General features: G+C 54.8%; 22 protein-coding genes. 19 read left to right on the top strand and 3 right to left on the bottom strand.

Going from position 1 to position 26,513, the window contains the following annotated elements; genetic code table 11:
• Positions 1-68 precede the first annotated feature (68 nt).
• The 6 genes from ACCI51_RS10645 to creD all read left to right on the top strand — a co-directional run bounded on the left by ACCI51_RS10645 (position 69) and on the right by creD (position 6,481).
• Positions 69-1,850, top strand: coding sequence for an acyl-CoA dehydrogenase C-terminal domain-containing protein (locus ACCI51_RS10645; RefSeq protein ID WP_371843538.1), 1,782 nt, complete (start codon positions 69-71; stop codon positions 1,848-1,850).
• Between the two features lie 110 nt (positions 1,851-1,960).
• Positions 1,961-2,152 carry a DUF3094 family protein gene (locus ACCI51_RS10640; protein ID WP_299582333.1) on the top strand — a complete coding sequence of 64 codons (192 nt, stop codon included), beginning with the start codon at positions 1,961-1,963 and terminating at the stop codon, positions 2,150-2,152.
• 4 nt (positions 2,153-2,156) lie between these two features.
• Positions 2,157-2,825 carry a nitroreductase family protein gene (locus tag ACCI51_RS10635; RefSeq protein ID WP_371843537.1) on the top strand — a complete coding sequence of 223 codons (669 nt, stop codon included), beginning with the start codon at positions 2,157-2,159 and terminating at the stop codon, positions 2,823-2,825.
• Positions 2,826-2,885: 60 nt separating this feature from the next.
• Complete coding sequence (creB, locus tag ACCI51_RS10630; RefSeq protein ID WP_371843536.1) at positions 2,886-3,575, top strand: two-component system response regulator CreB; 690 nt, start codon at positions 2,886-2,888, stop codon at positions 3,573-3,575.
• A 1-nt stretch (position 3,576) separates the two neighbouring features.
• Complete coding sequence (creC, locus tag ACCI51_RS10625) at positions 3,577-5,001, top strand: two-component system sensor histidine kinase CreC (RefSeq protein ID WP_371843535.1); 1,425 nt, start codon at positions 3,577-3,579, stop codon at positions 4,999-5,001.
• 115 nt (positions 5,002-5,116) lie between these two features.
• Positions 5,117-6,481, top strand: coding sequence for a cell envelope integrity protein CreD (creD, locus tag ACCI51_RS10620; RefSeq protein ID WP_371843534.1), 1,365 nt, complete (start codon positions 5,117-5,119; stop codon positions 6,479-6,481).
• A 55-nt stretch (positions 6,482-6,536) separates the two neighbouring features.
• On the opposite strand, the gene ACCI51_RS10615 is transcribed toward creD, so the two are convergent.
• A complete protein-coding gene (locus ACCI51_RS10615) occupies positions 6,537-6,998 on the bottom strand; it encodes an EVE domain-containing protein (protein ID WP_371843533.1) in 462 nt (153 codons plus the stop codon).
• Between the two features lie 120 nt (positions 6,999-7,118).
• On the opposite strand from ACCI51_RS10615, the gene ACCI51_RS10610 reads away from it, so the two are divergent.
• From ACCI51_RS10610 to ACCI51_RS10575, 8 genes are all read left to right on the top strand, one after another.
• Positions 7,119-8,207, top strand: coding sequence for a sensor histidine kinase (locus ACCI51_RS10610; protein WP_371843532.1), 1,089 nt, complete (start codon positions 7,119-7,121; stop codon positions 8,205-8,207).
• Between the two features lie 4 nt (positions 8,208-8,211).
• Positions 8,212-9,027, top strand: a complete 816-nt coding sequence (locus tag ACCI51_RS10605; protein ID WP_371843531.1) for a LytR/AlgR family response regulator transcription factor — start codon at positions 8,212-8,214, stop codon at positions 9,025-9,027.
• Between the two features lie 372 nt (positions 9,028-9,399).
• On the top strand, positions 9,400-12,495 hold the full coding sequence (locus ACCI51_RS10600; RefSeq protein ID WP_371843530.1) for an efflux RND transporter permease subunit: 3,096 nt from the start codon (positions 9,400-9,402) through the stop codon (positions 12,493-12,495).
• A complete protein-coding gene (locus ACCI51_RS10595) occupies positions 12,492-13,613 on the top strand; it encodes an efflux RND transporter periplasmic adaptor subunit (RefSeq protein ID WP_371843529.1) in 1,122 nt (373 codons plus the stop codon). The genes ACCI51_RS10600 and ACCI51_RS10595 overlap by 4 nt, the downstream gene beginning before the upstream one ends.
• A 96-nt stretch (positions 13,614-13,709) precedes the next feature.
• Positions 13,710-14,315 (top strand): DUF6515 family protein, encoded by a 606-nt coding sequence (locus ACCI51_RS10590; RefSeq protein ID WP_299582365.1) that lies wholly within the window; start codon positions 13,710-13,712, stop codon positions 14,313-14,315.
• Positions 14,316-14,431: 116 nt separating this feature from the next.
• On the top strand, positions 14,432-16,603 hold the full coding sequence (locus ACCI51_RS10585; protein WP_299582368.1) for a mechanosensitive ion channel family protein: 2,172 nt from the start codon (positions 14,432-14,434) through the stop codon (positions 16,601-16,603).
• A 148-nt stretch (positions 16,604-16,751) separates the two neighbouring features.
• Positions 16,752-18,164 (top strand): rhomboid family intramembrane serine protease, encoded by a 1,413-nt coding sequence (locus ACCI51_RS10580; RefSeq protein ID WP_371843528.1) that lies wholly within the window; start codon positions 16,752-16,754, stop codon positions 18,162-18,164.
• Positions 18,165-18,246: 82 nt separating this feature from the next.
• Positions 18,247-18,714, top strand: a complete 468-nt coding sequence (locus ACCI51_RS10575) for a cupin domain-containing protein (protein ID WP_299582374.1) — start codon at positions 18,247-18,249, stop codon at positions 18,712-18,714.
• Between the two features lie 55 nt (positions 18,715-18,769).
• Here ACCI51_RS10575 and ACCI51_RS10570 read toward each other — a convergent pair whose 3' ends face one another.
• The gene (locus tag ACCI51_RS10570) at positions 18,770-20,182 is read right to left on the bottom strand and encodes a hypothetical protein (protein WP_371843527.1); all 1,413 of its coding nucleotides are present in this window, start codon (positions 20,180-20,182) and stop codon (positions 18,770-18,772) included.
• A gap of 165 nt (positions 20,183-20,347) precedes the next feature.
• On the opposite strand from ACCI51_RS10570, the gene pepB reads away from it, so the two are divergent.
• Positions 20,348-21,637 carry an aminopeptidase PepB gene (gene pepB / locus ACCI51_RS10565; RefSeq protein WP_299582380.1) on the top strand — a complete coding sequence of 430 codons (1,290 nt, stop codon included), beginning with the start codon at positions 20,348-20,350 and terminating at the stop codon, positions 21,635-21,637.
• A gap of 235 nt (positions 21,638-21,872) precedes the next feature.
• Positions 21,873-23,030, top strand: a complete 1,158-nt coding sequence (locus ACCI51_RS10560) for a DUF3667 domain-containing protein (RefSeq protein WP_371843526.1) — start codon at positions 21,873-21,875, stop codon at positions 23,028-23,030.
• A 200-nt stretch (positions 23,031-23,230) separates the two neighbouring features.
• Here the strand turns inward: ACCI51_RS10560 and ACCI51_RS10555 are convergent, their stop codons facing one another.
• Complete coding sequence (locus ACCI51_RS10555) at positions 23,231-23,506, bottom strand: hypothetical protein (RefSeq protein WP_299582386.1); 276 nt, start codon at positions 23,504-23,506, stop codon at positions 23,231-23,233.
• Between the two features lie 518 nt (positions 23,507-24,024).
• On the opposite strand from ACCI51_RS10555, the gene ACCI51_RS10550 reads away from it, so the two are divergent.
• The 3 genes from ACCI51_RS10550 to ACCI51_RS10540 are packed head-to-tail and all read left to right on the top strand — an operon-like array spanning position 24,025 to position 26,234.
• The gene (locus ACCI51_RS10550) at positions 24,025-24,975 is read left to right on the top strand and encodes a GlxA family transcriptional regulator (RefSeq protein WP_371843525.1); all 951 of its coding nucleotides are present in this window, start codon (positions 24,025-24,027) and stop codon (positions 24,973-24,975) included.
• A complete protein-coding gene (locus ACCI51_RS10545) occupies positions 24,972-25,400 on the top strand; it encodes a hypothetical protein (RefSeq protein WP_299582393.1) in 429 nt (142 codons plus the stop codon). The genes ACCI51_RS10550 and ACCI51_RS10545 overlap by 4 nt, the downstream gene beginning before the upstream one ends.
• A 9-nt stretch (positions 25,401-25,409) precedes the next feature.
• A complete protein-coding gene (locus ACCI51_RS10540; RefSeq protein ID WP_371843524.1) occupies positions 25,410-26,234 on the top strand; it encodes a hypothetical protein in 825 nt (274 codons plus the stop codon).
• Positions 26,235-26,513 lie beyond the last annotated feature (279 nt).

Here is a 26,513-nt window from a genome sequence, read left to right as displayed (position 1 = left end):
TTGACTTTGCGTCTCTACGGCCCTAGATTCAAACAAGCGTTTGAAACACTTGAATGAGGACCGGGAGCATGGCCGACTACAAGGCGCCACTGCGGGAGATGAACTTCCTGCTGCACGAAGTATTTGCTGCGGAAAAACTCTGGGCGGAACTGCCCGGATTGAACGGGGCGGTGGATCGCGAAACCGCGGATGCGATTCTCGAAGAGATGGCCAAGCTGGCCTCCAACACCCTGGACCCGATTAACCGCAGCGGTGACGAAGAGGGTTGCCAGTGGAACGATGGCGTTGTGACCACTCCACAGGGCTTCAAAGAAGCCTATGCCACTTTCTGTGAAGGCGGCTGGGGCGCACTGCTGGGTAATCCGGAGTACGGCGGCATGGGCATGCCGAAGATGCTCGGCGCCCAAGTTGAGGAAATGATCAATGCCTCGAATATCTCTTTCGCCCTCTACCCGGTTTTGACCAACGGTGCCTGCCTGGCGATTGACGCCCACGGCAGCGAGACGCTGAAGCAAAAATACCTGCCCAAGATGTACGAAGGCACCTGGGCCGGCGCTATGGATCTGACCGAGCCCCACGCCGGTACGGACCTGGGCATTATCCGCACCAAGGCCGAGCCACGCGAAGACGGCAGCTACAGCATTAGCGGCAGCAAGATTTTTATCACCGGTGGCGATCAGGATCTGTCCGAAAATATCATTCACTTGGTGCTGGCCAAGCTGCCGGATGCACCCAAAGGACCCAAGGGAATCTCCCTGTTCCTGGTGCCCAAATACAAAGTGGATGAAGACGGCAATGTCGGTGAAAACAATAATGTGAATTGCGGTTCCATCGAGCACAAGATGGGAATCAAGGCCTCCGCCACCTGCGCCATGAATTTCGATGGCGCCCAGGGCTGGCTGGTGGGCGAGCTGAACAAGGGCCTCGCGGCCATGTTCACCATGATGAACTACGAGCGCTTGGGAGTGGGTATTCAGGGCCTCGGCGCCTCCGAACGCTCCTACCAGAATGCCGTGGAATACGCGCGCGATCGCATCCAGAGCCGCTCACCGGCGGGCGCGCAGCAGCCTGAAAAAGCTGCCGATCCGATTATTGTTCACCCCGATGTGCGCCGTATGCTGCTCACTCAGAAAGCCCTGGTTGGCGGCGGCCGCGCCCTGTCCACCTATGTGGCGCAGTGGCTGGATATCTCCAAGTTTGGTGAGGGCGACGAGAAGAAGAATGCCGAGTCCATGGTGGCCCTGCTGACACCGATCGTGAAAGCGTTTGCCACCGATATGGGCCTCGACTGCACCGTACTCGGCCAGCAGGTGTTTGGCGGTCACGGCTATATTCGCGAGTGGGGCCAGGAACAGCTGGTGCGCGATGTGCGTATTACCCAGATCTACGAGGGCACCAACGGCATCCAGGCTCTCGACCTGGTGGGGCGCAAAACCGTCGCCAACGGCGGTGCCCTGTTCGAGATGTTTGCGGGAGATGTGCAGACATTTATCGACAGCCAAGTGGATCGCGAGGGTATGGCAGGCTTTGTTCAGCCACTGGCAGCGGCGCTGCAGCGCCTGCGCGAAGCGACCGAAAAGATGGTTGCAGCCACTCAGGAAGACCCCCATGCACCGGGCGCGGCGTCCGTGGAATACCTGCACCTGTTTGGCTACGTAGCCTACGCCTTTATGTGGGCCAAGGTGGTTGCGGTGGCACTGGATAAGCAGGAGGCGGACAGTTTCTACAAAGGTCAGGTGAAGACCGCGCGCTTCTATTTCGCACGTCTGTTGCCGCGTACCCAGGCCCTGGCTGCCAGCGTTAACGCCGGCAGTGCAACCCTGATGGACCTGGAGGAGGCGCTGTTCTAACAGCCCTTTTGCCGAGCTGTGTAAAAGCCCCGCATTGCGGGGCTTTTTTTGTGGAGTCGTTTTTCGCTTTCTCCTACACTCGGGGCACAACAAAAACGAGCGTCAGAGCCATGTCCGATCTTCCCCAGAAGAAACTGTCCGAGGCCGACCAGGCCCGCGTGGATCAGTACCTTAAAAGCGGTGTTAACCAAGTGCAGCGCAAGCCGTTCAGGCCTTTGCTGTTATTGTTGCTGTTGGTGATTCTACTGACCCTATTGTCACTGCTCAGTGTGTTTATTGCGCAGACCAAAGGTGTGGTTTAGGGCTATGACCGCAGAGAAACCTTGCCAGCCGCTCGATTTCATCCGCCTGCATGAAGAAGCCATGCGCGAACGTTCCGACGAGTTTTTCCGCTTGATGCACCGGCGTCGTTCGGTGCGGGATTTTTCCCCAAATCCTGTGCCCCGGGGGGTTATTGAGAATGCCCTGCGTGCGGCGGGCAGTGCCCCAAGCGGAGCCAATAGGCAGCCGTGGCACTTTGTCGTGGTGGAAACCGCACAAATTAAGCGCCGTATTCGCCTGGCGGCGGAAGAGGAGGAGCGCGAGTTTTACCAGCGTCGCGCCTCGGAAGAGTGGCTCAGTGCCCTGGAGCCCCTGGGTACCGATGCATCCAAGCCCTTCCTGGAAACCGCGCCCTACCTGATCGTGATTTTCCTGAAGAAGTTTTCCCGTGCAGAAAATGGGGAGCGGTTAAAAAATTACTACACCGCGGAATCTGTGGGTATCGCCACCGGTATGCTGATTGCGGCCCTGCACAATGCCGGTGTCGCGACCCTGACCCACACCCCCAGCCCGATGAAATTTCTCAATGACATTCTCTCCCGCCCGCCTGAGGAGAAGCCCTACATGATTCTGGTGGCCGGACTGCCGGCGGAGGGCGCCCAGGTGCCGGCGATCGCCAGAAAGCCCCTGGAGGAAATGGTCGATTTCCTGTGAGTAAATGATGGTGCAGACAAGTTATTCGCCAGAGAGCAGAGTGTTAGAGCCCAGTAACCCATGCCCAAAGTATTAATTGTTGAGGATGAAGCCGCGATCGCCGATACCCTGGTGTATGCCTTGCAGGCCGAGGGGTTTGCCACTCGCTGGCTGGAGCTGGCCGGTGAAGCTCTGGCACTGCTCGCGAGCGAGCCATTTGATTTGGTGATCCTGGATGTGGGGCTGGCGGATATCAGTGGTTTTGAAGCCTGTAAGCGCCTGCGTCAATTTTCTGAGGTGCCAGTGATCTTTCTCACCGCGCGCAGCGGGGAAATAGACCGGGTGGTAGGCCTTGAAATCGGTGCCGACGACTATGTGGTGAAACCCTTCAGCCCGCGCGAAGTGGCGGCGCGGGTCAAGGCCATCCTCAAACGGGTGGCACCGCGTGCAACAGCGCCGCCGCAGGTCGCGGCGAAGCAGGGGCCCTTTCGCATCGACTCGGCACGTTGCCAGATCCATTTTCACGAGCAGCTGCTGCCACTGACCCATCACGAGTTTCGTCTGCTGCAAACCCTGCTGGCCCAGCCCGGCCGGGTGTTTTCCCGCACGCAGTTACTCGATGCCTTGGGGGTGGCCCTGGAAGCGGGTTACGAGCGCAATATCGACAGCCATATCAAAGGTCTGCGCGCCAAAATGCGTGAGGTGGCGCCCGCCGCCAAGCCTATCCAAACCCATCGAGGCCTGGGTTACAGCTGCTGCCTGGTGCACTGAGATGCCGTTCGGGGTGCGCATCTTCGCGGTCTATTTCCTGTTTGTCGGTCTGGCCAGCTGGTTCGTGCTGAGCAGGGTGATGGATGAGATTCGCCCCGGCGTGCGCCAGTCCACCGAGGAAACCCTGGTGGACACCGCGAATCTGTTGGCGGAGATCCTGCGCGACCAGGTTGCCGCCGGTAATCTGGCCCAGAGTCACCTGCCGGCGCTGCTCGAAGCCTATGGTCGACGGCGCCCTGAAGCCACTATCTGGGGGCACACCAAGAGTCAGGTGAACCACCGTATTTATGTCACCGACGCGAATGGCAGAGTCCTACTCGACTCCAGTGGACGGGCCTTAGGGCAGGACTATTCGCGCTGGAACGATGTATACCTCACTCTGCGCGGTGATTACGGCGCCCGCTCCACCCGCGAAGAGCCAGATAATCCAGACTCCTCCGTGATGTATGTGGCGGCGCCGATCCTCGACGGCGAGCGGATTATCGGCGTGGTCTCGGTGGCCAAACCCAACCGTACCCTGCAGCCCTATATCGAACGCTCGCAGCGGCGTCTGGCCTGGCTGGGTGCGGGGCTGCTCGGTCTCGGCCTGATGGTCGGGGCATTATTATCCTGGTGGCTGGGGAGATCCCTGGGCAAACTGACCGATTACGCCAAGGCCGCCAGTGCGGGCCGTCGGGTGAAACCGCCGCGTCTACCCAGCGGCGAATTGGGGCAATTGGCCGCGGCGGTGGAACAGATGCGCAACGAGCTGGAGGGCCGGGATTATGTAGAGCGCTATGTGCACACCCTCACCCACGAATTGAAGAGCCCCCTGGCGGCCATCCACGGCGCGGCGGAGTTGCTCGATAGCGATATGCCAGCGGTGCAGCGCCAGCGTTTTGTGAACAATATTCAGCGGGAGACAGCGCGCCTGCAGCAGCTGAGTGAACGTTTGCTGCACTTAGCTCAGGTGGAGCAGCGCCAGGGTTTGGAGGAGCGCGTGGGGGTGCCACTGGGGCCACTACTGGAGGAGCTGCTCGAGGCACAGGGGGCGCGAATCACTAAGGCGCGGTTGCGCGTAGAGCTGGCGCTGGAACCGGCGCTGCAACTTTGCGGCGAGCGCTTCTTACTGCGCCAGGCGCTGGCGAACCTGCTCGATAATGCCCTGGATTTCACGGCTCCCGCCGGGCTAATCCGCTTTAGTGCCGAGCGGCGCGAACAGCGGGTTGAACTCCGCTTATACAATGTGGGCGAGGCGATACCCCGGTATGCCCTGGGGCGTCTGACCGAGCGCTTCTACTCGCTACCTCGGCCCGATGGTGGGCACAAGAGCACGGGCCTGGGGCTCAATTTTGTACAGGAGGTGGCCGAGCTGCATGGCGGCGACCTGGCCATCGACAACGTCGAGGGGGGCGTTGAAGTCCGCCTGCTATTGCCTGGAGCCTGAACCGGCTCCATAAAAATCCACACAATCTCCTTCCAATTTCCTTCCCGCCTCCACCGATGCGCCACATCGGTCGCTCAGACTGGGCAGATCGAAACCCGACATTGAGGTCTGAACCATGAACCGAGCCCTGGCTTTTAAATTGGGCGCTATTGCCATTTTGATTCTGCTTTTATTGATTCCGCTGACCATGATTGATGGCCTGATTACTGAGCGAAAGCGCTATCAGGATGGGGTGATTGACGATATTGCGCGCAGCTCCAGTTACAACCAGCAAATCACCGGCCCCATTTTGGTGGTGCCCTACGTCAAGACGTTTTGGCAGTGGATGACGAACGAAAAAACGGGAGAGCGCTACAAAGAAAAGCGGGAGGAGCGGGGGCACTTATACTTTCTGCCGGAGCGTTTTGTCTTTGAGACTGATCTGACCACAGAGCGGCGTGCGCGTGGTATTTATGAGGCGCTTTTGTACCATAGCGACAGCAAGGTCAGCGGCCTGTTTCGCGTGCCCGAGAAGTTGGGCCTTGGCGCCGACCTGGACCAGTATCTTTTGGGTACACCCTATCTCTCCGTGGGTATCAACGATATTCGCGGTATCCGCAATGATCTGAAACTGCACCTGAACAATCAGATCCTGGAATTTGCCCCCGGCAGTGGCGCGCCAATTCTCGGTGATGGCGTGCACGCCGTACTACCAGCGCTGGAGCGCGAAGGTGGTCAGACCCTGGAATTTGCTTTCGATCTCAAACTGCAGGGCACCGAGGATTTCAGCTTGGTGCCGGTGGGCCGCGACAGCCGTGTGATAATGAGTGCCGACTGGCCGCACCCGAGTTTCTTTGGGGATTTCCTGCCCACCCGCCGACAAGTGGGCGATAGCGGTTTCACTGCCGAGTGGCAGACCAGTTTTTTCGCCACCAACCTGGAAGAAATATTGCAGCGCTGCAGAGGGGGGAGTCACTGTAAGAACCTGCTTGGAAGCCGCTTTGGTGTGAGTTTTCTCGATCCGGTGGATCAGTATCTAAAGACAGACCGCGCGATCAAATACGCTCTGCTGTTTATCACTCTGACCTTCGCCACCTTCTTCCTCTTCGAGATCCTCAAGCGCCTGGCTGTGCACCCGGTACAATACGCCCTGGTGGGACTGGCACTGGCGTTGTTCTACCTGCTTCTGCTGTCGTTGTCTGAACATATTGCCTTTGCCAAGGCCTATGTATTGTCCGCCAGCGCGTGTGTGGGTTTGATTGGTTTCTACACCAGCGCAGTGTTGCGCAGCTGGCACCGCGGTTTGGGATTTGCCGGACTGCTGGCAGCGCTCTATGCACTTCTCTACGGCCTGCTCAGTGCCGAGGACTACGCCCTGTTGATGGGATCGCTGCTGGTGTTCGGAGTACTCGGCTGCACTATGGTGCTGACGCGGAAATTGGACTGGTACAGCGTGGGGCGCAATCCGCCGCGGCCGGATGAAGAGCGGCACGAAAGATAAGCGGCGGGCAAGGAGAATTCATTGGGGGACGGTAATCGGTGCCGTCCCCTTCGATTCATTTCCCCCCCAATTTTACGATGCTATCCCACTCCTCTTGACGCACCGGCTGTATCGACAAACGGCCCTGCTTCACCAAAACCATCTCCGTCAGCTGCGGGTTTTTCTTGATGTCGGCCAGGGGCACAGGGCGGGCGAATTCGCTGCGCCAGGCCAGGTCCACACAGTACCAGCGGGGCTTGTCGGCACTGGCCTTGGGGTCGAAATACTTGCTCTCGGGGTCGAACTGGGCGGGGTCCGCGTAGGCGGCGCGCACCACTTCGGCGGTGCCTACCACCGCCGGTATTTTGCAGGCGCTGTGGTAGAAGAGCACCCCGTCACCTATGGCGACTCGGTCGCGCAGGAAGTTGCGCGCCTGATAGTTGCGAATGCCATCCCAGCGACCGAAGCCAGAGGCTTCGGCGGCGAGGTCTTGCAGGCTGTATTCATCGGGTTCGGATTTGAATAACCAGAGTGTCATGCGGCAGTTTGTCCCTGTGCTGCGCCGGTTGGTGTTTCGTCGGCGATCGGCCCCATTTAGTATGAAGCCATACAAAAGTGTCAAATCGGCGCTATTTTCTGATGCCTCTAGCGGGAGATTATGGGAAACAAAGCATTTCAGTGGCTTTCACAGCGCCTATCGAGCCACGGGTCTCAATACTGGGCCCTGCAGCTCAGTGGCTGGGCCGGCTATACCCTGCTGACTTTTGTCGGCAGCTTTTTCTGGGTAAAGGACCATTGGATCCACTCGGGTTATATCGCCGTGGCCACCGTCGCCGGAATTTTCCTCAGTGAAGTCATGCGCCAGGGATTCCGGCGTCTGTGGAACAAACCCCCGGCGACCCGCTTCCTCGGCTCGGTGTTATTGGTCGTGGGCGCCGCTGCGGTGTGGGCGGCGATCAAGTTTGGCGGTTCACTGTGGCTCTACGGCAAAGAGAGCGACGAACACCCTGCCGTGCTGGCCATGTACTGGTTTTCCTATTCGTTTTTGATTCTCACCACCTGGGCGGCGCTGTATTACGGCATAAAGTATTACCAGTCTTCGCAGACCCAGCGGGCCAAGGCCTTGCGCGCGGAATCTATGGCGCACCAGGCTCAGCTGAAAATGCTGCGCTATCAGTTGAACCCCCACTTTTTGTTTAACACCCTGAACGCGATCTCCACCCTGATTTTGGATAATGACGGACGCACTGCCAACAATATGGTGACGCGGCTGTCACAGTTTCTGCGTCACTCCCTGGACAATGACCCTATGCAGAAGGTCACTCTGGCCAAGGAGGTAGAGGCATTGATGCTCTATCTGGATATCGAGAAGGTGCGCTTTGCCGACCGCCTTGGGGTGAGCCTGGATCTGCAGGGGGAGTCGTCCCTGGCGTTGGTGCCTAGCCTGTTGTTACAGCCCCTGGTGGAAAATGCGATTAAATACGGGATTTCCCAGCTAGAGAGCGGCGGAGAGATCAATATCAAGGGGCGGGTTTTTGCCGGGGAATTATTGCTTGAAGTGAGCGACAATGGTCCGGGTATGCCGGAAGAGGAATTGCGCCTGGTTGGCAAGGGTTACGGTGTTGGTATCCGCAACACCTGTGAGCGACTGCGCGCCCTGTATGGCGATGATCAGAGAGTGCGTTTCCGCAACCGCCCCGAGGGTGGCCTGTCGGTGAATATTCGCATTCCCTACGAACAGGAATAACGAGATGAGTGCAGTTGAAAACCTGACCGCAGTAATTGTCGATGACGAACCCCTGGCACGCCGCGGCCTGCGCCTGCGCCTGGAGCAGATGCCTGGCGTCGAGGTGATTGCCGAGTGCGGCAATGGCCGCGAGGCCCTGGAGATTATCCCCCAGATGAATCCCGATGTGGCTTTTGTGGATATCCAGATGCCCGGTATCAATGGTCTGCAACTGGTCCAACAGATGCCCCTGCAAAAGCTGCCGCAGGTCGTATTTGTAACCGCCTACGACCAGTACGCGGTGGAGGCCTTCGAAGTCAATGCGGTGGACTATGTGCTCAAGCCCATCGAGGAGGAGCGCCTGCAATTGGCGCTGACGCGCGCGCGGGAAAAAATGGCTACCGCGGATATCGCCATACAACGCGAACAGTTGTTGGAAGCCGTGGCGGACCTGACCAGGGAATCTCCGCAGGCGCTAGAGCAAAAACTGGTGAGTGGTCAGTTCGCCGGCAGCGCCTACCCGGATAAAATTGCGGTGAAGGACTCCGGAAAAATTACTCTGGTGCCGGCCCGGGAAATCGACTGGATCGATGCCGCCGGTGATTACATGTGTGTGCATGCCCTGGGGGAAACCCATGTGATGCGCATCACCATGAAGGAGTTGGAGCAACAGCTCGACCCCAAATTATTTCAGCGAATTCACCGCTCCACTATCGTGAATCTGAGTCGCGTGCGGGAAATCCGTGCCCATATTAACGGCGAGTATCACCTGGTGCTGGATAATGGTGAGTGCCTGAAAATGAGCCGCAGCTACAAGAACAAAGTACAGCATTTTCTCTGAGTTTTTTCGTTTGCAGTGCGAGTGGAAAATCGTCTGGTGGCCTGACCGATAATTCCCGGCACTTTGTCGCAATACCCTTGTTTACGTTTTTTATTGCAGTAGCCTTCCCACCATCGCCCGGCAGCATTTGCCGTTGGGTGTATCGCACGGCACAAGAAAGTGCAGCTGTTGGCGCCTAGCCAGAGTCCCGGGAGTAATACGTTTGCTGACAAAATCGGTACGTATTTCCGAAAAAATTAGTTGGGCGTAAGCCGGGAAAAACCTGCAATTTTATGATTCTGCGTCAGTATTTACGGGAGACCGTGCAGGTAGATAAAGACTTTTCTAGGTCATTGCCAGGTTAATCGTGAATATAAAATAAGGGCCTATGGAATGGCGCTGACAAAAGCCGCTCTAAAAAATCCCGCCGCCGCTGGTGTGGCCGTGGTACTCGCCGTATTGCTGGGAGCCTTTCTCGCCAGTCGCCTACCGGTACAACTCTTCCCCGATATCGAAAACCCGCGCATTACCATCCAGGCCGGTTGGCGCGCCGCCGCGCCCAAAGAGGTGGAAGCGGAAATTGTCGAGCCCATCGAATCGGTACTGCAGGGCCTGACTGGCCTGGAAATGATGCAGGTGAACGCGGGCCGTGGGGGCGCCTGGGTGAACTTGGAATTCACCATGGGCACCGATATGGACAAAGTGCTGATCGATGTCATCAGCCGAATGAGTAGCCTGCCACCGCTGCCGCGGGATGCCGAGCCGCCGCGGGTGATGCTGGGCGGTTGGGGCGGGGATGCCACCGCACTCACTTATTTCTTTTTACAGAAACTTCCCGGCAATCCCCACCACCTCGACGACTACGCCGGTCTGATTGAGGATGTTTTGCGCCCGGAGCTGGAGTCTGTGCCCGGTGTCGCCAGTGTGCAGGCCCAGTCCGGTCGCGCCGCACAGGAGGAACTGCAGGTAATTTTCGATCCCTGGAAGGCCGCCGACCTGGGCATTCAGCTGCCGGCGATCAGCCGCCAGTTGGCCTCGGCGCGGGATGTTTCCGGTGGCTTCACCGATGTGGGGCGGCGCCGTTACACCCTGCGTTTTGTTGGCGAATACCAGCCGCAGGATTTATCCGAGCTGGTGCTCGAATGGCGCAACGGCCAGCCGGTGCGCCTCGGCGATATCGCTGAGGTGCGTGTGGGGCCATCGGAGTCGCGCGGGGTGACCACACAAAATGGCAACCCTGCGGTGTCTATGCGCATCAACCGCACCAACGATGCGAATATGCTCGCCACCCTGGAGCGGGTAAAAAAGAAAGTGGCGGAGCTCAATGACACCAAGCTGAAAAACGAGCAGTTGGTGCTGGTGCAGTCTTTCGATGCCTCGGTCTTCGTCTACCGCGCTCTCAATTTACTCGGCGGTAACCTGATACTGGGTATTCTCCTGGCGGTGGGGGTGCTTTGGTGGTTTATGCGACGTATGCGCGCCACCCTGATTGTGGCTGCCGCCATTCCCATCTCTCTGCTTTCCACCTTCGTCGTCCTGTCCGCTGCCGGCCGCAGTGTGAATGTGATTTCCCTCGCCGGCCTCGCCTTCGCTACCGGCATGGTGCTCGATGCCGCGATTGTGGTGTTGGAAAATATTGTACGCCTGCGCGAAAAAGGTCTGGGGCCCGAGGAGGCCTCGGAGCAGGGGGCTGGACAGGTGTGGGGGGCACTGTTGGCGAGCACGGCCACCACGGTGGCGATCTTCCTGCCGGTCTTCTTCCTCAACAGTGTCGAGGGGCAGGTGTTTGGTGACCTAGCCCTGACTATTGCTGTGGCAGTCGTGTTTTCCCTGCTCGCTGCTGTGGCCATAGTGCCGCTGGCGGCAAAGCTGTGGTTGCCGCCGATTTCCAATGAGGACCGCTTGGCGCGGGTGTGGGAAAAAATCACTGCCCGTGTGATGGCGCTAACCAGTACGCGCGCGCGGCGCTGGCAGGTGATCGGCGGGTTCTTACTGGTGCCTATTGCCGCGACTTATTTTTTCTTACCCAACCTCGATTATTTACCGCCGGTAAAAAGAGATGCGGTAGATGTATGGATGAATTTTCCTTCGTCGACCAACACCAAGACGATTGAGAAGGAAATCGTCAACGAGCTGGATCGGCGCATGGCGCCTTACATGAGCGGCGAGCGCCAACCGGAATTGAAGAACTACTACATTATTTCCTGGCCCAACGGCGGTACCATGGGGGTGCGCGTTAAAGATATGGATCAAGCCAAAGAGATGGAGCGGCTGCTGCGTGAAGAAATTCTGGTGGATATTCCCGATTTTCAGGGCTTTGCCGCGCGCGGCAATTTGTTCGGCCAGTTTGGCGGTGATCGCCGCATTGCGCTACATCTACAGGCCCGCGATGCCGATGGCCTGATGCGCGCCGCCGCCCGCGGTGTGGAGGTGATGGAAGAGGTGATGCCGGGGACACCGGTGCAAACCAATCCGGGTCTGTCGCTCTCAGAGCCGGAGTTGACTGTGCGCCCCAACGATCGCGCCATGTTGGAGCAGGGTTGGAACCGTCAGGATATGGGCGGCCTGATCCGCACCCTCGGCAACGGCCTCTACGTGGGCGAATACTTCGATGGGGAAAAACGCCTCGATGTAATCTTCAAAGCACAGCCCTGGAGCACCCCCGAGCAGCTGCAAAACACCCCGCTGGTCACTCCCCGTGGCGAGGTGGTATCGCTGAGCCAACTCGCCAGTGTGGAGCGCACTGTGGGGCCGGGCAACCTGCGCCGAGTGGACGGCCGCCGCACCATCACCCTGAATATCGTGCCGCCGGATGACGTCTCCCTAGAAGAAGTGCGCGCCCAGCTGGAAGAAGCGGTCCTGCCGCAGATCCGCGAGGCCCTGCCCGACGATGGCAGCATCCTGGTGGGTGGCAACGCCAGCGACCTGGACAAGGCCCTGGTCTCTCTGTCGCAAAATTTTGTTCTGGCGCTACTGATTCTGTTTTTATTGATGAGCGCCCTGTTCCGCTCCCTGCGCGATGCCGGTCTGGTGCTGTTAACGGTACCGCTGGCCACGGTGGGCGGCGTGCTGGCGCTGCAGCTACTGAATTTGATTGGCTTTCAGCCCCTCGACCTACTCACCATGATCGGCTTTGTCATCTTGCTGGGGCTGGTAGTCAACAACGCCATTTTGCTGGTGCACCAAACCCGCGCTGCGGAGGAGGCCGGCTCGACGCGTGTGGAGGCGGTGGAACAGGCGTTGCGTCTGCGTCTGCGGCCTATTTTTATGAGCACCCTGACCAGCGTGTTCGGCATGCTGCCTCTGCTTGTGGCACCGGGGGAGGGCAGTGTGATCTATCGCGGCCTGGCCGCGGTGATTGTCGGCGGTATGGCGGTCAGTACCCTGTTTACCTTGATTCTGTTGCCGGCGCTGTTACAGACCGGAAACCTGCCGCTGCCGCAATTCACCCGCCTGCGCCAAAGGTTGGCCTTGAGGAATTCCCAATGAAGAAGTTACTCGCCGGTATCACCCTCACTTTTGTTGTTGGGCCGGTATTGGCCCAGAGCGGCGCGGTGGCGGTCACCGTGGACAGGGCCGAGACTCGCCAAATGGCGCCCAGTCAGTGGTCTGCCGGAGAGGTGGTGAGCCGTCGCGATATCCGCATTTCCTCAGAGCTGGACGGCGTGCTGGAGTTTGTCGCTGAGCCCGGCAGTCTGGTGAAAAAGGGCGAGCGTCTGGCCCAGCTGGATGCCACCCACTGGCGCCTGCAGTTGCGCAATAGTGAGAGTCGCATCGCCCAGCTGCAGGCGCGTCTTACCTATTTGGACGCGCAGCTGCAGCGCCTCAGTAAATTGGCCGAAACCAACAGCACTTCCCGCGCGGCACTGGAGGAACAGCAGGCCGAGCGCGAAGCCATGGCTCAGGATCTTCTGGCCGCGCAAATCGAGCGGGACCGGCGCGTCTACGAACTCGCCAAGGCCACCATTGATGCCCCCTTCGACACCTTAGTGGTGAGTCGCGAATTGCAGGCGGGGGAGTATGTGCGCACAGGCTCAGAGCTGCTGCGCGCCCTGGATATGTCTCAGCTGGAGGTCGAGGCGGATATTCCCCTGGCGGCACTGCCCCTGATCGGTGCCGGTGACACTATTTCGGTGCGCAGTGACGCGGTATCGCGCTCCGAGGGAGAAAGTGTCAACACGCGGATTTTCACCGGCCAGGTGCGCCAGTTTGTGCCTGTGGCCAGCGATAATTCACGCAGAGTCAAACTGATGGTGCAGCTGCCACAGAGTGCGCCGCAGCAGTGGGACTGGATTGTGGGAATGCCAGTGCAGGTGGCCGTGCCCTTATCTGAGGCCCGCGCCACTATGGCGGTGCCGCGGGATGCGCTGGTACTACGCAATGGCGATACCTTCGTATTCCGTGTGGATGAGGAGAAAAAAGCGGAGCGCCTGACTGTGCGTCTGGGTAGTGGTGATGGTGAATGGATCGGGGTCTATGGCGATTTAGCCAGCGGGGACCGGGTGATCGTGCGCGGTGCCGAGCGACTGCAACCGGGGCAGGAGGTGAAGATACTCTCCGAAGTGGTGCGCGATGAGGACGGCATGAGTATTCAGGGGGGTAGCTGACTTATTTTCCGGTCACAGTTTCCCTTAAATAAATTGGGGAACAATTTTCCATGACAATACACTTCCGCGAGTATCAATTGCTCGTTGAGGTGTTTCATGCGTTTCGTGTTTGCCCTGCTGTTACTGACCATGACTTCGGCACCCCTGGCGGAGACGCAGATGGTGCGCCTCCCGGACGGGGCGCGCCTAATCGAAGCCAATAATGAGATCTACTTCTATGTAGGCGGATACTTCTATCGGCAGGGACCAGATGGCTATACCCGAGTGGAACCGCCACTGGGCGCTAGGGTGCCAGAAGTGCCCACCGGGACTGCATTTTACCTGGAGGGCAAGGATTATCGGCGGGCTGGGAATGGCACCTTCTTTGAGTTTGACCCAAAGGACAACCAATTTGTCGTGGTCACACCCCCGGCCAACTGGCGCAACTACAATCGCAATCCCCTCGCGCCTCAGGTGAAAGTTTACCCGCGGGCCTACCCCTCCAAATACGAATCCCCCCGACGTGTCAGTCAGTTGCGCAGTTCGCGGCCTGTACGCCGCTCGCACCGAGGTCTTGGTCGCCGGGAATTATTTTGTAAGGCGAGGGCAGAGAGCTTGGTGAGAAGTGCGCGCCAACCCGGCAGAGCCGCAGTGACCAGTTCGCGCGCCTATCGCAGGCAGTACCTCAACTGTATGCGCGGGTACGAGCGCAGACGCTACTAATCCTACTTAAGCCTGCCCGTTCTGGGAGCATGGCCGCTCTCGGCTACACTCAAAAAATAAGCCCTTAGGGGCAGGCTCTCCCCCTTGCAGATGCTGCTTCACGGACAGATGTACTTATGCTGGGCGCTGGTGGTTATTCCTATTTATACAAGTACAAGACGCGCACCGAGCATCGATTTTCTCGCCGACTCCCCCTTGTCCTCTGCCTAATTTTTCTCGCGCTTTTTTCCCTGACGGCACAGGCTCAGTTACCCGGCTCCAAACCGAAGGAGTTTCAGCCTGAGGTGCCGGATTTTGCCGACCCCAGCGCCGATTGGTGGACCGCGTGGACCAGCGCCTCGCCGGAACAGCGAAGGGAGTGGTTACAGGCCCTGCAAACGGGCTGGAGCGAATGGCAAAAGGACTTGCCTGAAGAGGAGGAGGGGCTGCAAAAAGGGGCTGAAAAAATCACCCAGAGTTTGGAGGGGGTGGCGGTTACCTGGAAAAAGCGCCAGGAGTATCAAAAAGTTGAGCTGATGCCGGAGGTAAAGTTTCCGGAAAATCCTACCGTTTTAGACTGGGCCAGCGCCGATGCCGCGATCAGTCGAGGGAAGCGCCGCCTGAGTGGGGTGCAACTGGAGGCGCGTCAGTTGCGAGACAGCCGTTCCCAGTCCCTGGCGCAACTGCGCAAACAAGTCATTGTGTTGCGCGATGCCAAGGGCAGTGAGGAGGATGCGGCGGCACAGGCGCTGCTGTTGGCGCAGATTAATCACCTGAATATTATCGAACAGCTGGAGAGTGTGAACGGGTTTCTCGGTACTTGGCAGGAGAAAATCGATCTAGCGGAAACTAAGCTGCGGCGCATGCTCGACGACCTGCAGTTCAGTGAGGAAGACGCCGAGAAGTTGAAAAAAACAATTGGCGACAGAGAGAAGAAAATCGAGCGTATCGCCGCCACTCGCACCAGTATCCAGAGTACTACAGACCTCTCTACCGATCCCGATATCAATATGAAAAAGGACCTCACGCTGATGCAGCTGGAGGTGGACCTGCTGGAGGAGCACTTAGGCAAGCGCAAGAGCGAGTTGCTGCAATCCATCAACTTTGTGCTGAATCCGCAGGATGAGGAGTCCCCCCTGGTGGTGAGCCGCGAATTACTGCAAAACGCCAATGTGGTGATCGAGAGCACATCGAGGGAACTGGCGATTCGCCAGCGACAAGTGGTGGCCTGGCGCGATGAGGCGGAAGATGCAGACCTGAGCCGCTGGTGGGCGTATTTCGAGCGCATTGGCAGTGGCCTGGCGCGGGCCAACGACCTGGAGCAGGATATCCAGCGCTACGAAAAGGCCCAGCTGGAGGTCTACCGGGAGCGCCAGGGCTGGTGGGCTACCGTGCGCGAGCGCTTATCTCTGACCGGCCGCCAAGTGTACAAACGCTGGCGCACCCTGGCCGATTACCAACTGTTTACCATTGCGCAAAATCCTATCACCCTACGCCTGATTGCCAAGATGGTCTTTGTGTTGGTGTGCGCCTGGTTATTGTCGGTGCTGACCCGCGCCTTCCTGCACCGGCTGGTGCGCAGGGAGCACGCCAGTGAATCTTCCATGTACAACCTGAGCAGAGTGCTGCACTACACCTATGTTGGTGCCGCCCTCATTGTGGTGTTGAGCATGCTGGGCCTGGATACTTCGAAGCTGGCGCTGGTAGCCGGTGCCCTGTCTGTGGGCATCGGCTTTGGCTTGCAGGCGATATTCTCCAACTTTATCTCGGGGGTAATTCTATTGTTTGAGCGTCCGCTCAAAGTGGGGGACCTGGTGGAGCTGGAGTCCGGTGTGTTTGGGCGTATCCGCGATATCAATGTGCGCTCGACCCGCATTACCACCCGCGACAATGTGGATATCCTGGTGCCGAATACGGAGTTTGTCGCAGGGCGGGTGATCAACCATACCCTGGACGATCCGGTGCGGCGCATTCATGTTTCTTTTGGGGTGTCCTACGCCTCAGACCCCGACCTGGTCCGCGAGGCCGCACTGGAGGCCGCCTCTCGGGTCAATATCACCCACACCGACTGGAAGCGTAAAACCGAAGTGTGGCTGATGGCATTCGGCGATAACGCGCTTAATTTTAAACTGGTGGTGTGGGTGAACAGTAATATGGTTACCTCCCTGGGCGATTCTTATGCGCTCTATAACCTGGAGCTGCTGCGCGAGTTTCGCGAGAAGGGTATCGAAGTGCCTTTCCCTCAGCGGGACCTGCACCTGCGCAGTTGGGATGTGCCTGCGGTAATTACCCGCGCGATGAAGAAGTAAGGTCGCTGGGGGTGGTTGGGCCTTGAGTTGCGGCAAATAGGCGTAGTATTTTTCAAGCGGCTGGCGTGAGTGTCAGCCCTATCGACCTGATTTCTTATTGCTGGGTTTTGCTACCGGGCGCTCGTGCAATATCAATAAGGAAATGCCCGTGCTGATTATCCCCATCCAGAACAAGCCGGACTGGCGTCGCCCGCCATTGATGTGCTTTGCGCTGATTCTCGCCAATCTGCTGATGTTTGTGTTCTACCAAGGCGGCGATGAAGCCCGCTGGCAGAAGGCCGAAGAGTACTATTTTTCCAGTGATCTGCCGGAATTGGAGGAGCAGCATTTCCTTATTTACGTCAATGAAGAACATCCTGAGTGGCGTCTGCAGATGGATGTGGAGGGAGAGGAATTTGTTTACCGGGAGTTGTTATGGAACCCGGAATTTCACCAGTGGCTGTTGCCCAAGTTGGAGCTGGAAGGGCAGACCGAATGGCTACAGCAGCGTCAGAACTTCGCGGAACTGCGCGATCAGGTCAGCAGCTTGGCCCTGGGATTGACCCCGGCAGAGCCCACTATTTCGGGGGCGTTTGGGCATATGTTTCTGCACGGCAGCTGGGATCACCTGATCGGCAATATGGTGTTTTTGTTGCTGTTTGGCCTGTCGGTGGAATTGGCTCTGGGCGGGCTCTGGTTTATTACCCTGTACCTGATCGGCGGTTTGGCCGCGGCCGGGCTGCATATGCTGGTGGAATCGGGCAGCCATGTGCCGATGGTCGGTGCTTCTGGCGCCGTGTCGGCAATTATGGGCATGTTCGTGGCCATTTACGGGGTGCGTCGCCTGCGCTTTTTTTACACGCTCGGATTTATGTTTGGTGAGTTCAGTGCGCCGGCGTTGATGGTACTGCCCCTGTGGCTGGGTAAGGAGGTATTCGGTTATTTTTATGGAGATGCGGGCATTGCTTATTGGGCCCACACCGGTGGTTTGCTGGCTGGTTTTGTCCTGGCCCTGATGCTGCTCTACTGGCGCCCACCGGTACAGGCGATGCCGGAAGAGGAGGAAGAGCTCCCCTCGCCACAGAAAAGTGCGCTGACCCGTATCGACCGATTCCAGGAGGAGGGCAAGTTGCTTGAGGCCGCTGAGGCCGCTGCGGCAGCGGTGCGCCAGTATCCAGATAACTTGCCGCTGATTCAGCGTTATATCGATTTGACGGCGATCAGCCCAGATAGCGAAGCCTTCCACCGCGCCAACTTGGCGCTGTTCGCCCAGGGGGCCAACCCGGCTATTGATACGCGCATCCTCGCCGCTGGTTACCAGCGTTATCTGAATGCCACGCAAAAACCCCGCGCCCTCACAGCCAAGGTCTGCTTGCTCATGGCGCGCCGCGCTGCCGAAGCTAAGCATTGGTCCTGGCTGGATGAGCTGCTCAACAGGCTGATTGCCCAGCAGGTGCAGCACCCTTTAATCCCGAAGCTGGGCACGGCTCTGGTCAACTATTACCGGCGTATTGGCGAGGAGGCGCGCGCGAGGGAAACGATGGAATTGACTCGGGCTATGGAGACCTCTGGGCAGCCCTAGAAGCAGCAGTTTTCCATTGGCTTGGGTTTTAAAAGGCTAACGCTAACCGACAACAATAAGGTCTAACTGGAAAGGGAGCGGTATGAATCGATCGATTGTAAAAAAAGAAGAAATTCTGGAAATGGAAGGCGAACACAAAGTGCATTTCCTCAATCCCAATGCGGTGCGTCGCAATAAATCCCTGGGAGATATGACCGGGATAACTGGTTTTGGCTTTCATATTATTGAAATAGAACCGGGGTATGAGTCCACAGAATATCACTGCCACAAATTTGAGGATGAGTGTGTGTATCTCCTACAAGGACAGGGGCAAGTGCAAATTGGCGAAGAGACTTATGCGGTTTCTGAGGGGGACTTTGTCGGTTATCCGGCCGGTGGTTTGCCTCATGTGATGGAAAATACCGGCGATGAAACCCTGCGCTGCATTGTGGTGGGGCAGCGCCTGGATCACGATGTGGCCGACTATCCCAATAAAAATAAGAGAATCTACCGCAACAAGGGGTTGCCCTGGGAGCTGGTGGATCACGGAGATATAGAGCATCCCCGCTGAGCCTTTAGCCCCCTGCTCAGCTGCGCGCTATGGGTGTGTACTGCTACCCATACCTTTAGTTTGCGGCCTCGCTGCTATTTAACACTTTTCTGAGTGTCTCGACTTGACTGCGCAGGGGGCTGTCGGGAAATTTTTGTCGCACGAACTGCAACAATTTCCTGGCCAGATCTTCGCGATTTAGCCCATCGATATAAACCTGTGCCAGCAGCAGATAGGCGGCATCCAGTTGAGGATAATTTTCTTTGTGCAGATTGTTCAGTAGCTGTGCCGCCGGTTGATACTTGTGCTGTTGGTAGAGTATCTGGGCCAGTGCGTGGCGAACTTCGGGCTTTGTGATGGGAGGTACCGGCTCTGTGGCGAGATAGAGTTCCGCCGCTTTGTGGGGTCGGTTGAGTTGTACAAACTTGTCCAGTAGATGCGGCCCGAGTTCGCGCAGGGCTTTTTTGTCCTGGGTCGCCAACAATAAACGATAGTAGCGCTCGTTGAGGGCTTCGTCGTTTGGGTGGCGGCGCAGCCCATCCACCAGGGCTTGGCGCGCGGCTTGGAAATCGGATTCACGCATTAATATTTGTGCATCCGCCAAGGCCCGTGCGCGGCTGAACGCCTCTTCTTCCATAAAAAGGTTATCGTCATCCGGGTCCGCCTGAATGCCCAGTTTCTGCTGCCGCGACAAGCAGATATAACCCATCATGGCGCTGGTAACGATATAGAAATACGTGGTGGTGGCGGCGATCACTGGGCCCAGGGACCAGGGCGGTAACTTCTCCGCGGCGATGGCCATAAACAGATTGGGCGCGGCGGAGACTGCGGTGGTGGTGAGCCAGAGTAGCCAATAGGGCCAGCCGATGATCAATGTAAATTGCAGTAATTTGAGTGGGTTAATGGCCGCGCGCAGGCTGTGCTCTAGCGCCAGGACAATCATAGCCGCTGGCGCCAGCAGGAGCAGTACGAAGGCATAAACTTGTACTACACCCATGCCGAGGGCAAATAGTTTGTAACCGACAAAACCGGCGATCAAAGTCATGGCGATGACTTTTAAAAACAGTGGTGCGCTGTTGCCGTCCAGGGCATCACTTATCCCCGGAGCCTCTAACTGTCCACTGGCCAGCCGCTCGATAACCAACAGGTTGTAGCGGCTCACCAGGGCGACAATACCCACCAGGGCCACAATAGCTAAAAGCCCCAGGCCCGAGATCAGTAAACTGGCGCCGGCCGCCAGTGCCATAATCACCAGGGGGCCGGGTTTCAGTGCGTAGAGAAAGTAGAAAAGCCCCATTTGCCAGAATGGTTTTGCACCGTTACTGGCGCCGATATATTCCACCGGGTTGCGACATAGTGGGCACTCGGGCCCGAGACCCTGGTAGTTAGCACGGGAACCGGGGATACACTCGCTACAGTATTTGCGCTGACAGGGCTGGCACTGCCAGGATGCGTCGGCACTGGCGTGATAGTGGCAGGATTCGGCCATGAACGTTCCCTAAGATCTTTTTTTCCTGAAGGTTTATTCTATTTCCTGCTGACAGTTTATCCGTCGCACTCGTTGCGGTGCAATCGTCGAGTATTTTTGACGTACTGTTAGAATGCAGCAAGAATCCCAATAAAATTGGCACACAAGTTTCAAAAAAGGTGTTGTATGGCAAAGGTAATGCGCGTTCATTTGGTTGAAGGTACGGCAGAGGAACCCTGGGGAGAGGCTGCACTACTCAGCTTTAACGGCAGCGAGGCCTATATCCATATTGGCGCAGCCAAAGGTGCCGCCCTGTTCGCCGCACAGAGAGGGGCGCGTCGCCTCGATGGCATGGGGGTTACTGAAGTGGCGCTCAGCGGTGAGGGCTGGGATATAGAACGCCGCTGGGCTTTTTGGGCCGGTTATTTCAATCCGCGTGTTAGTAAAACAATCGATTGGGGTACGGAGGACGCCAAAGAGCAACAAGAACTGGCCGCACGCGAGCGCGCCGCGCGTTGGGTTCGCGAGATTACCAATGGCACTCCAGAGGATGTCCCGCCCAGAGTACTCGCGGAAAGTGCTGCGGGCATGTTGCAAAAGATTGCGCCTCAGGCTGTGAGCTTCCGTATTATCGCCGGAGATGAGCTTCTGCAAGAGGGATTTGTCGGGATTCATAATGTAGGCCGCGGTAGTGTACGTGAGCCGGTGATGTTGCAGCTGGATTACAACCCCACTGGCAAGGCTGATGCTCCGGTGGATACCTGCCTGGTGGGCAAGGGCATTACCTTTGACTCCGGCGGTTACAGCATTAAACCCTCCAACAATATGGCCACGATGAAATCCGATATGGGTGGCGCCGCCATGGTAACTGGCGGCCTTGCGCTGGCGATCGCCCGAGGCTTGCAAAAAAGGGTAAAACTGTATCTTTGTTGCGCGGAAAACCTCGTCTCCGGTCACGCTTTTAAGCTGGGCGATATTATCGAATATAAAAACGGTGTGACGGTTGAAGTGTTAAATACTGATGCGGAGGGGCGTCTGGTATTGGCTGATGGCCTGCTTGCCGCGGGTGAAGATAAGCCTCGCTGGTTGTTGGATGCTGCCACTTTGACGGGTGCTGCAAAAATGGCCGTAGGCCGCGACTTTAATTCGGTATTCAGCTTTGAGGATGAAGTGGCGCAGAAGGTATTGGATGCTGCCGCTCGGGAAAGTGAAAAGGCCTGGCGCCTGCCGCTGGAGCGCTTCCATCTGGAGCAAACGCCTTCGAGCTTTGCGGATATCTCCAATATCGGAATAGAAGGCAGCCCCGGAGCCTCCACTGCAGCGGCCTTTCTGGCACGTTTTGTTCCGGAAGAGGGTAACAACTGGGTGCATATGGACCTCTCGGGCTCCTACCAACCCGCCGCCAATGACCTCTGGGCTACAGGTGCCAAAGGCCATGGTTTGCGGACAATTGCGCGCTTTTTGCAGGACAGTTGAAGGTAAAAGAAGCGAAAGTCTTTTTCTGAGAATATACAAACGCGCTCACTTGAGCGCGTTTTGTTATTTGGGGATTTATGAATTAGACCATTTGTCTTGTTCAGGGTAAAAAATTGCCAGTGTTTTCAGCACGCCATAGAAAGTGTTGAATAAATAAGTAGATAGCAGAATAGCTATAAAAAACATGAATAGTGATATCTGCTGAGGTCTTGAAGAGATGTTAAGAGGGTAAATTATGAGTGTCTCTGAAACGGCAGGCGTGAATGGAGCTCATGAAGCCCATTGTGCAAACTGTAAGACAACGTTACTGGGACCGCATTGCTACGTTTGTGGGCAACCAATCAAAGGAATGGTCCGACATTTTTCGAATGTAATTGGCGATTTATTTGATACCTTGCTCGCATTGGATTCACGCATCTGGCGAACCCTGCCCTCGCTATTGTTGCGCCCCGGCTTTTTGACTACAGAGTATTTTTCCGGGCGTCGTGTACGTTATGTCAGTCCCGTACGCTTATTTATCTTTCTTTGTGTTACCAGTTTTTTTGTGATTCGCTTAAGCAGTGACTGGAATATTAACTTCAGCTCGGGAACTGACTCGGGGTCTAGTAACGAAGACGCAATTTCTACTGCCGAGCAAAAAATGAGTGAAGCTCTGGTTAAAGTAGAGAAAGCAAAGCAGGGCGTCACTAATCCAGAGGTCGCTGCTGAACTGGGCGAGGTTCAGGCGCTCTTAGCCAACCGAGTAGTTGAATTACAGAAAGCCTCCGGTGAGGCGAGTACAGGGGAGGATAGGGAAGATAAACAAGAGCAGGAGCGCAAGGCTAAAGCGCATTTCAGCGCAGGCTTGGAGGATGCAATTACAGAAGTGGATCACGAGATAGTAGAAATTGATATATTTCCGGAGCAGATGAACAGCTGGATCAATTCTGAGCTGGCTCGGGCGAGTAAGAATATTGAGAGTGTTACCGAGAATCCGAACCGTTTTAAAAAGGCGTTTCTCAGTGCGCTGCCCTCTACACTGCTATTAATGATTCCGCTGTTTGCTCTAATGCTTTGGTTGATCAGTCCCTTTAAACGCCGCCTATATATGGAGCACTTGATAGTTGCTTTACACAGCCATGCGTTTATTTGTCTTGTTTTGTTATTAATTACGCTGGTAGTAAATACGCAAGACTGGTTGAAAAACTATAGATGGATTGAGACCTTGTGCAATTGGCTACTGGTACTGCTGTCTTTGTGGATACCTGTGTACCTGTTGTTAATGCAAAAGCGTATCTATCAGCAGGGGTGGGGCTTAACAGTTTTAAAATATTTCATTCTTGGTAATATCTATCCGCTTTGTCTGGTGGTCGGAGCCAGTCTGACAGCGGTATATACACTGGCGGAGTTGTAACATTGCCTAGATCTGGCCTTTAAGTTTTTGTACCCCAAGCAGGACCTGTAGGATATAGCCGGATAGAAAAATAAAATACCGTAAAGTTGGAAGGGATACAGTGGTACATCAGATGTATCGCCAGCAAGAAAGTAGGGGAGGATTATCATCCCTACACTGCTGTTCTTTTCCGAATATAATTTAGCTGGGATACTGTGTTCTTACCGGGCCAGATAAACATTGATCACTTGGCAGTTTTCTTTATTGATGGTTGCCTTCGGTATACCACCAGCTTTCAGCGATTCATTGAGTTTCTTGGGAACCACAAGATACATTTTGGGGTAATTACGTATCACATAATCCTTTTCATGGTGGCTATACCAGGGATATTCCCCAAAGATTGCAGCTACTCCTTTGGCTAGCGCAATACCATCGGTGCAGGTATTTTGTGAGGTGGCGGTTGAGAGCAGAGCGAAGAGAGCGAATGAACTATACATGTATTGTCTATCTATTAATGGAGCTCAATGGGTTTGCGCTCTAGAATTTTTAGTAGTATAGCTTAATTATATTGGCATCTGTAGCTGTAAGCCAGGTCGATCTTGGTACTTCAAGAGTTGGATTTGCAATGCCTAATGGGTGGTTGACTCATTTTATTTATAGGTTTTATCCTCCATTCGGGTGGTTTACTAGAGTGTTTATGGGTTTGCTCTTAATGAATTAGATCATAGAAAGTGCTGACTAATAATCTTTTCATTACACTCAGTCACATTGAAGCCCTTAGTTGAGCGTTTATCATTAATTAAGATCACTTCTTATGAACTGTAAGCTGAAGATCAGTCTTGTCAGATATCAGACACTTCGATGACAGATTCCTCTTCTTTTATTCAACTTTATATATCAACAAAGCGATTTCCTTCATTCACAGAATGCATCGTCTGGGTAAGATGTCTTAATATGTCGTAATTGTGTCTAAGGCGACGTTGGTGGGCCGTTAATATGTGTTCGAGGAGGAATAATGATGACTCAAAAAATTGGATTTTTTATCGCCGATGGCTTCCAGGCTCTGGACTTGTTTGGTCCTTTGGATGCATTTATGGAGGCCAATAGTTTTGTCAGCGAGGCTTACTCATGTAGTTTGTTAGGGCTAACGGTCGGACAAGTAAATACAGTGTATGGGCAATCACTTTCTATCGATACTGATATTTATCATTCTCCCCAAGTGGATTACCTGGTTATTTGCGGGGGAACGGGGATGCGAAAACTGGCATTGGATGCCAAGCAATTAAACGCCTTAAGAGGGATTGCTGAAGGTGCCAGTAAGGTTTTGAGTATCTGCACCGGAGCCTTTGTGTTGGCTAAAATTTTTCCTGATCAACACCACAGGGTAACTACTCACTGGCGGTATTGTCAGCAATTGTCTAGACAGGCTGCCAATTATCAAGTGGAAAAAAATCCACTGTTTATAGAAAGTGATTTTGTATGGTCTTCTGCAGGTGTTTTATCGGGGGTTGATCTTGCTTTGGAGATTATTCGCCGAGATTATGGCAATACAATTGCTGCGAGCGTTGCCAAGGAGCTAGTGGTCTACTTACAACGCCGGGGTGGTCAATCCCAATATTCGGACCTGTTACAGGTACAGTCCAGCGATAGTATGCGTCTCAACCCACTGCTGGAATGGTTGGTTGAAAATTACCAGAAGTCCATTACCGTCACAGATATGGCTGATAAAACTTCACTCAGTGAGCGCCAGTTAACTCGTTTGTTCAAGCGGCATCTGAATAGTACTCCCAGCCACTACTTAAATCAGTTACGCCTTAACCGGGCAAGAGATCTGATCACTTGTAAATCTTTAAGACTGGAGAGAGTGGCACTTCTCGTGGGGTTTACTAGTTACGATAGTTTTCGCCGTGCATTTCACAACCAGTTTGGAGTTTCTCCCTCTTATTTCAGCAGGAATTGCCCATGAATTACCAATCATTGCTTGGGATAGTTTTATTTGTTTTCGCAAGCAAAAACTATGCACTTGATCCAAAAGAAAGTGCTTTGTGGGCGGAGGATATCACTCAGCTACAAACCTTGATAAAAGAGAAACATATCAATCCCTTTGTGAATATTAATGAAAAGGAGTTTGATTCTGAAGTTAATCAATTAATAGTGCATTTGCCAGCTATTAACGAGTCTCAGGTAGAGGTTGAGATGATGCGCCTCGTGCGCAGTATCGGTGATGCTCATACCTCTTATAATATTATGTCCGGATCGCACAGGCACTATCCATTCCGCCTTAAATATTTTGGTGAAAAACTCAAAGTAGTGGATACAACGGAGAGGTATAATTTCTTACTGGGGGCAGAGCTAGAGGACATTGGTGATTACTCCTTAGCACAGTTGTGAGAGCGGCTTTTGCCTTATGTTAATTATGTGGAAAATCCCTGTAGCTTTAAGGGATCCTTTAGTTTTCATATTACTGTGAATAAATTTATTTATGGTACTGGAGTCAGTAAAAATCTCAATCTGGCTGTATTTAATTTTACAAAGGAAAGGAAGTCTATCTCTGTAGCAGTGGAGTCTGTATCAATGCAGGAGTTTGCAATCCTTGATAGCCGGTATGTAGTTTCAGAACCAGATATTCAAAAGTTTAACTTTGAAATTTACGGTATTAGCCTCGGTTATCTAAATGATTACAATACAGTCTATATCAATTTTGATCGTTATTCAGAGTCCGAACAGCTACAGAAACACTGTGAGGGCATAGAGAATACTATTCGTGATAGTGGAGCTCGAAATCTGGTGATAGATTTTCGTGGTAACCCCGGAGGTGACTTCTATACTGGTTTAGCACTCTCGGCCTGTATTCAGGGGCTGGATCAATTAGACTGGCGCCAGGGTATATTCGTGATGATGGACTCAGGTACTCAGTCAGCAGCGATGTGTAATACGGCACAATATCAACAAATCCTTAATGCTACTTTGGTAGGAAGCCCCACAGGGGCAGACCCCAATATTGCCTCTGAAGCTAGCTACTTCAGGCTAAAAAATTCCAAACGTAGTGTAAGTATTTCCAAGCGATACTATGGTTTTATAGAATCGCCTAGCGATGCTCTCTATCCTGATTTAACCATGACAACCAGCTGGGAAGACTACAAAGAGGAAAGAGACGGAGCACTGTTGCAATTATTAAATTTTATCCGGGCTAAGGATCGTGAAAGTATAATGTCTGCACTGTAAGCAGAATTTAGGGCCGCATATAATTCATGTAATTACTCAAGGTGCCGCATTAAAACTGCAGAAAGACAGCTGTAGTTCTACATGAATTTGAAAAAACATCAACTCTAATTTTTTCCTTCGATATTGATTCCAGCTCTTGTTATATCGGCGCATCGGTTTAGCTTGGAGTGGGGTTAGAGTAGATGTACCTTTATTTTATTGCCGGATATATTGGAAATGTGGCACAGTAGAAAGAGTCATAGTAAAAAAATTGAGTGACGATAAGTGATAAAGCCTATT

It is taken from the genome of Microbulbifer echini, from assembly GCF_041447225.1.
Taxonomy (GTDB): Bacteria; Pseudomonadota; Gammaproteobacteria; order Pseudomonadales; family Cellvibrionaceae; genus Microbulbifer; species Microbulbifer echini.
The sequence above is the reverse complement of the archived record's forward strand: the minus strand, read 5'-3'. Positions and strand labels throughout refer to the sequence as shown.

Coding starts and splice junctions, on each gene's coding strand:
- ACCI51_RS10645 (WP_371843538.1), top strand. CDS start 69: ATGGCCGACTACAAGGCGCCACTGCGGGAGATGAACTTCCTGCTGCAC.
- ACCI51_RS10640 (WP_299582333.1), top strand. CDS start 1,961: ATGTCCGATCTTCCCCAGAAGAAACTGTCCGAGGCCGACCAGGCCCGC.
- ACCI51_RS10635 (WP_371843537.1), top strand. CDS start 2,157: ATGACCGCAGAGAAACCTTGCCAGCCGCTCGATTTCATCCGCCTGCAT.
- creB (WP_371843536.1), top strand. CDS start 2,886: ATGCCCAAAGTATTAATTGTTGAGGATGAAGCCGCGATCGCCGATACC.
- creC (WP_371843535.1), top strand. CDS start 3,577: ATGCCGTTCGGGGTGCGCATCTTCGCGGTCTATTTCCTGTTTGTCGGT.
- creD (WP_371843534.1), top strand. CDS start 5,117: ATGAACCGAGCCCTGGCTTTTAAATTGGGCGCTATTGCCATTTTGATT.
- ACCI51_RS10615 (WP_371843533.1), bottom strand. CDS start 6,998: ATGACACTCTGGTTATTCAAATCCGAACCCGATGAATACAGCCTGCAA.
- ACCI51_RS10610 (WP_371843532.1), top strand. CDS start 7,119: ATGGGAAACAAAGCATTTCAGTGGCTTTCACAGCGCCTATCGAGCCAC.
- ACCI51_RS10605 (WP_371843531.1), top strand. CDS start 8,212: ATGAGTGCAGTTGAAAACCTGACCGCAGTAATTGTCGATGACGAACCC.
- ACCI51_RS10600 (WP_371843530.1), top strand. CDS start 9,400: ATGGCGCTGACAAAAGCCGCTCTAAAAAATCCCGCCGCCGCTGGTGTG.
- ACCI51_RS10595 (WP_371843529.1), top strand. CDS start 12,492: ATGAAGAAGTTACTCGCCGGTATCACCCTCACTTTTGTTGTTGGGCCG.
- ACCI51_RS10590 (WP_299582365.1), top strand. CDS start 13,710: ATGCGTTTCGTGTTTGCCCTGCTGTTACTGACCATGACTTCGGCACCC.
- ACCI51_RS10585 (WP_299582368.1), top strand. CDS start 14,432: ATGCTGGGCGCTGGTGGTTATTCCTATTTATACAAGTACAAGACGCGC.
- ACCI51_RS10575 (WP_299582374.1), top strand. CDS start 18,247: ATGAATCGATCGATTGTAAAAAAAGAAGAAATTCTGGAAATGGAAGGC.
- ACCI51_RS10570 (WP_371843527.1), bottom strand. CDS start 20,182: ATGGCCGAATCCTGCCACTATCACGCCAGTGCCGACGCATCCTGGCAG.
- pepB (WP_299582380.1), top strand. CDS start 20,348: ATGGCAAAGGTAATGCGCGTTCATTTGGTTGAAGGTACGGCAGAGGAA.
- ACCI51_RS10560 (WP_371843526.1), top strand. CDS start 21,873: ATGAGTGTCTCTGAAACGGCAGGCGTGAATGGAGCTCATGAAGCCCAT.
- ACCI51_RS10555 (WP_299582386.1), bottom strand. CDS start 23,506: ATGTATAGTTCATTCGCTCTCTTCGCTCTGCTCTCAACCGCCACCTCA.
- ACCI51_RS10550 (WP_371843525.1), top strand. CDS start 24,025: ATGATGACTCAAAAAATTGGATTTTTTATCGCCGATGGCTTCCAGGCT.
- ACCI51_RS10545 (WP_299582393.1), top strand. CDS start 24,972: ATGAATTACCAATCATTGCTTGGGATAGTTTTATTTGTTTTCGCAAGC.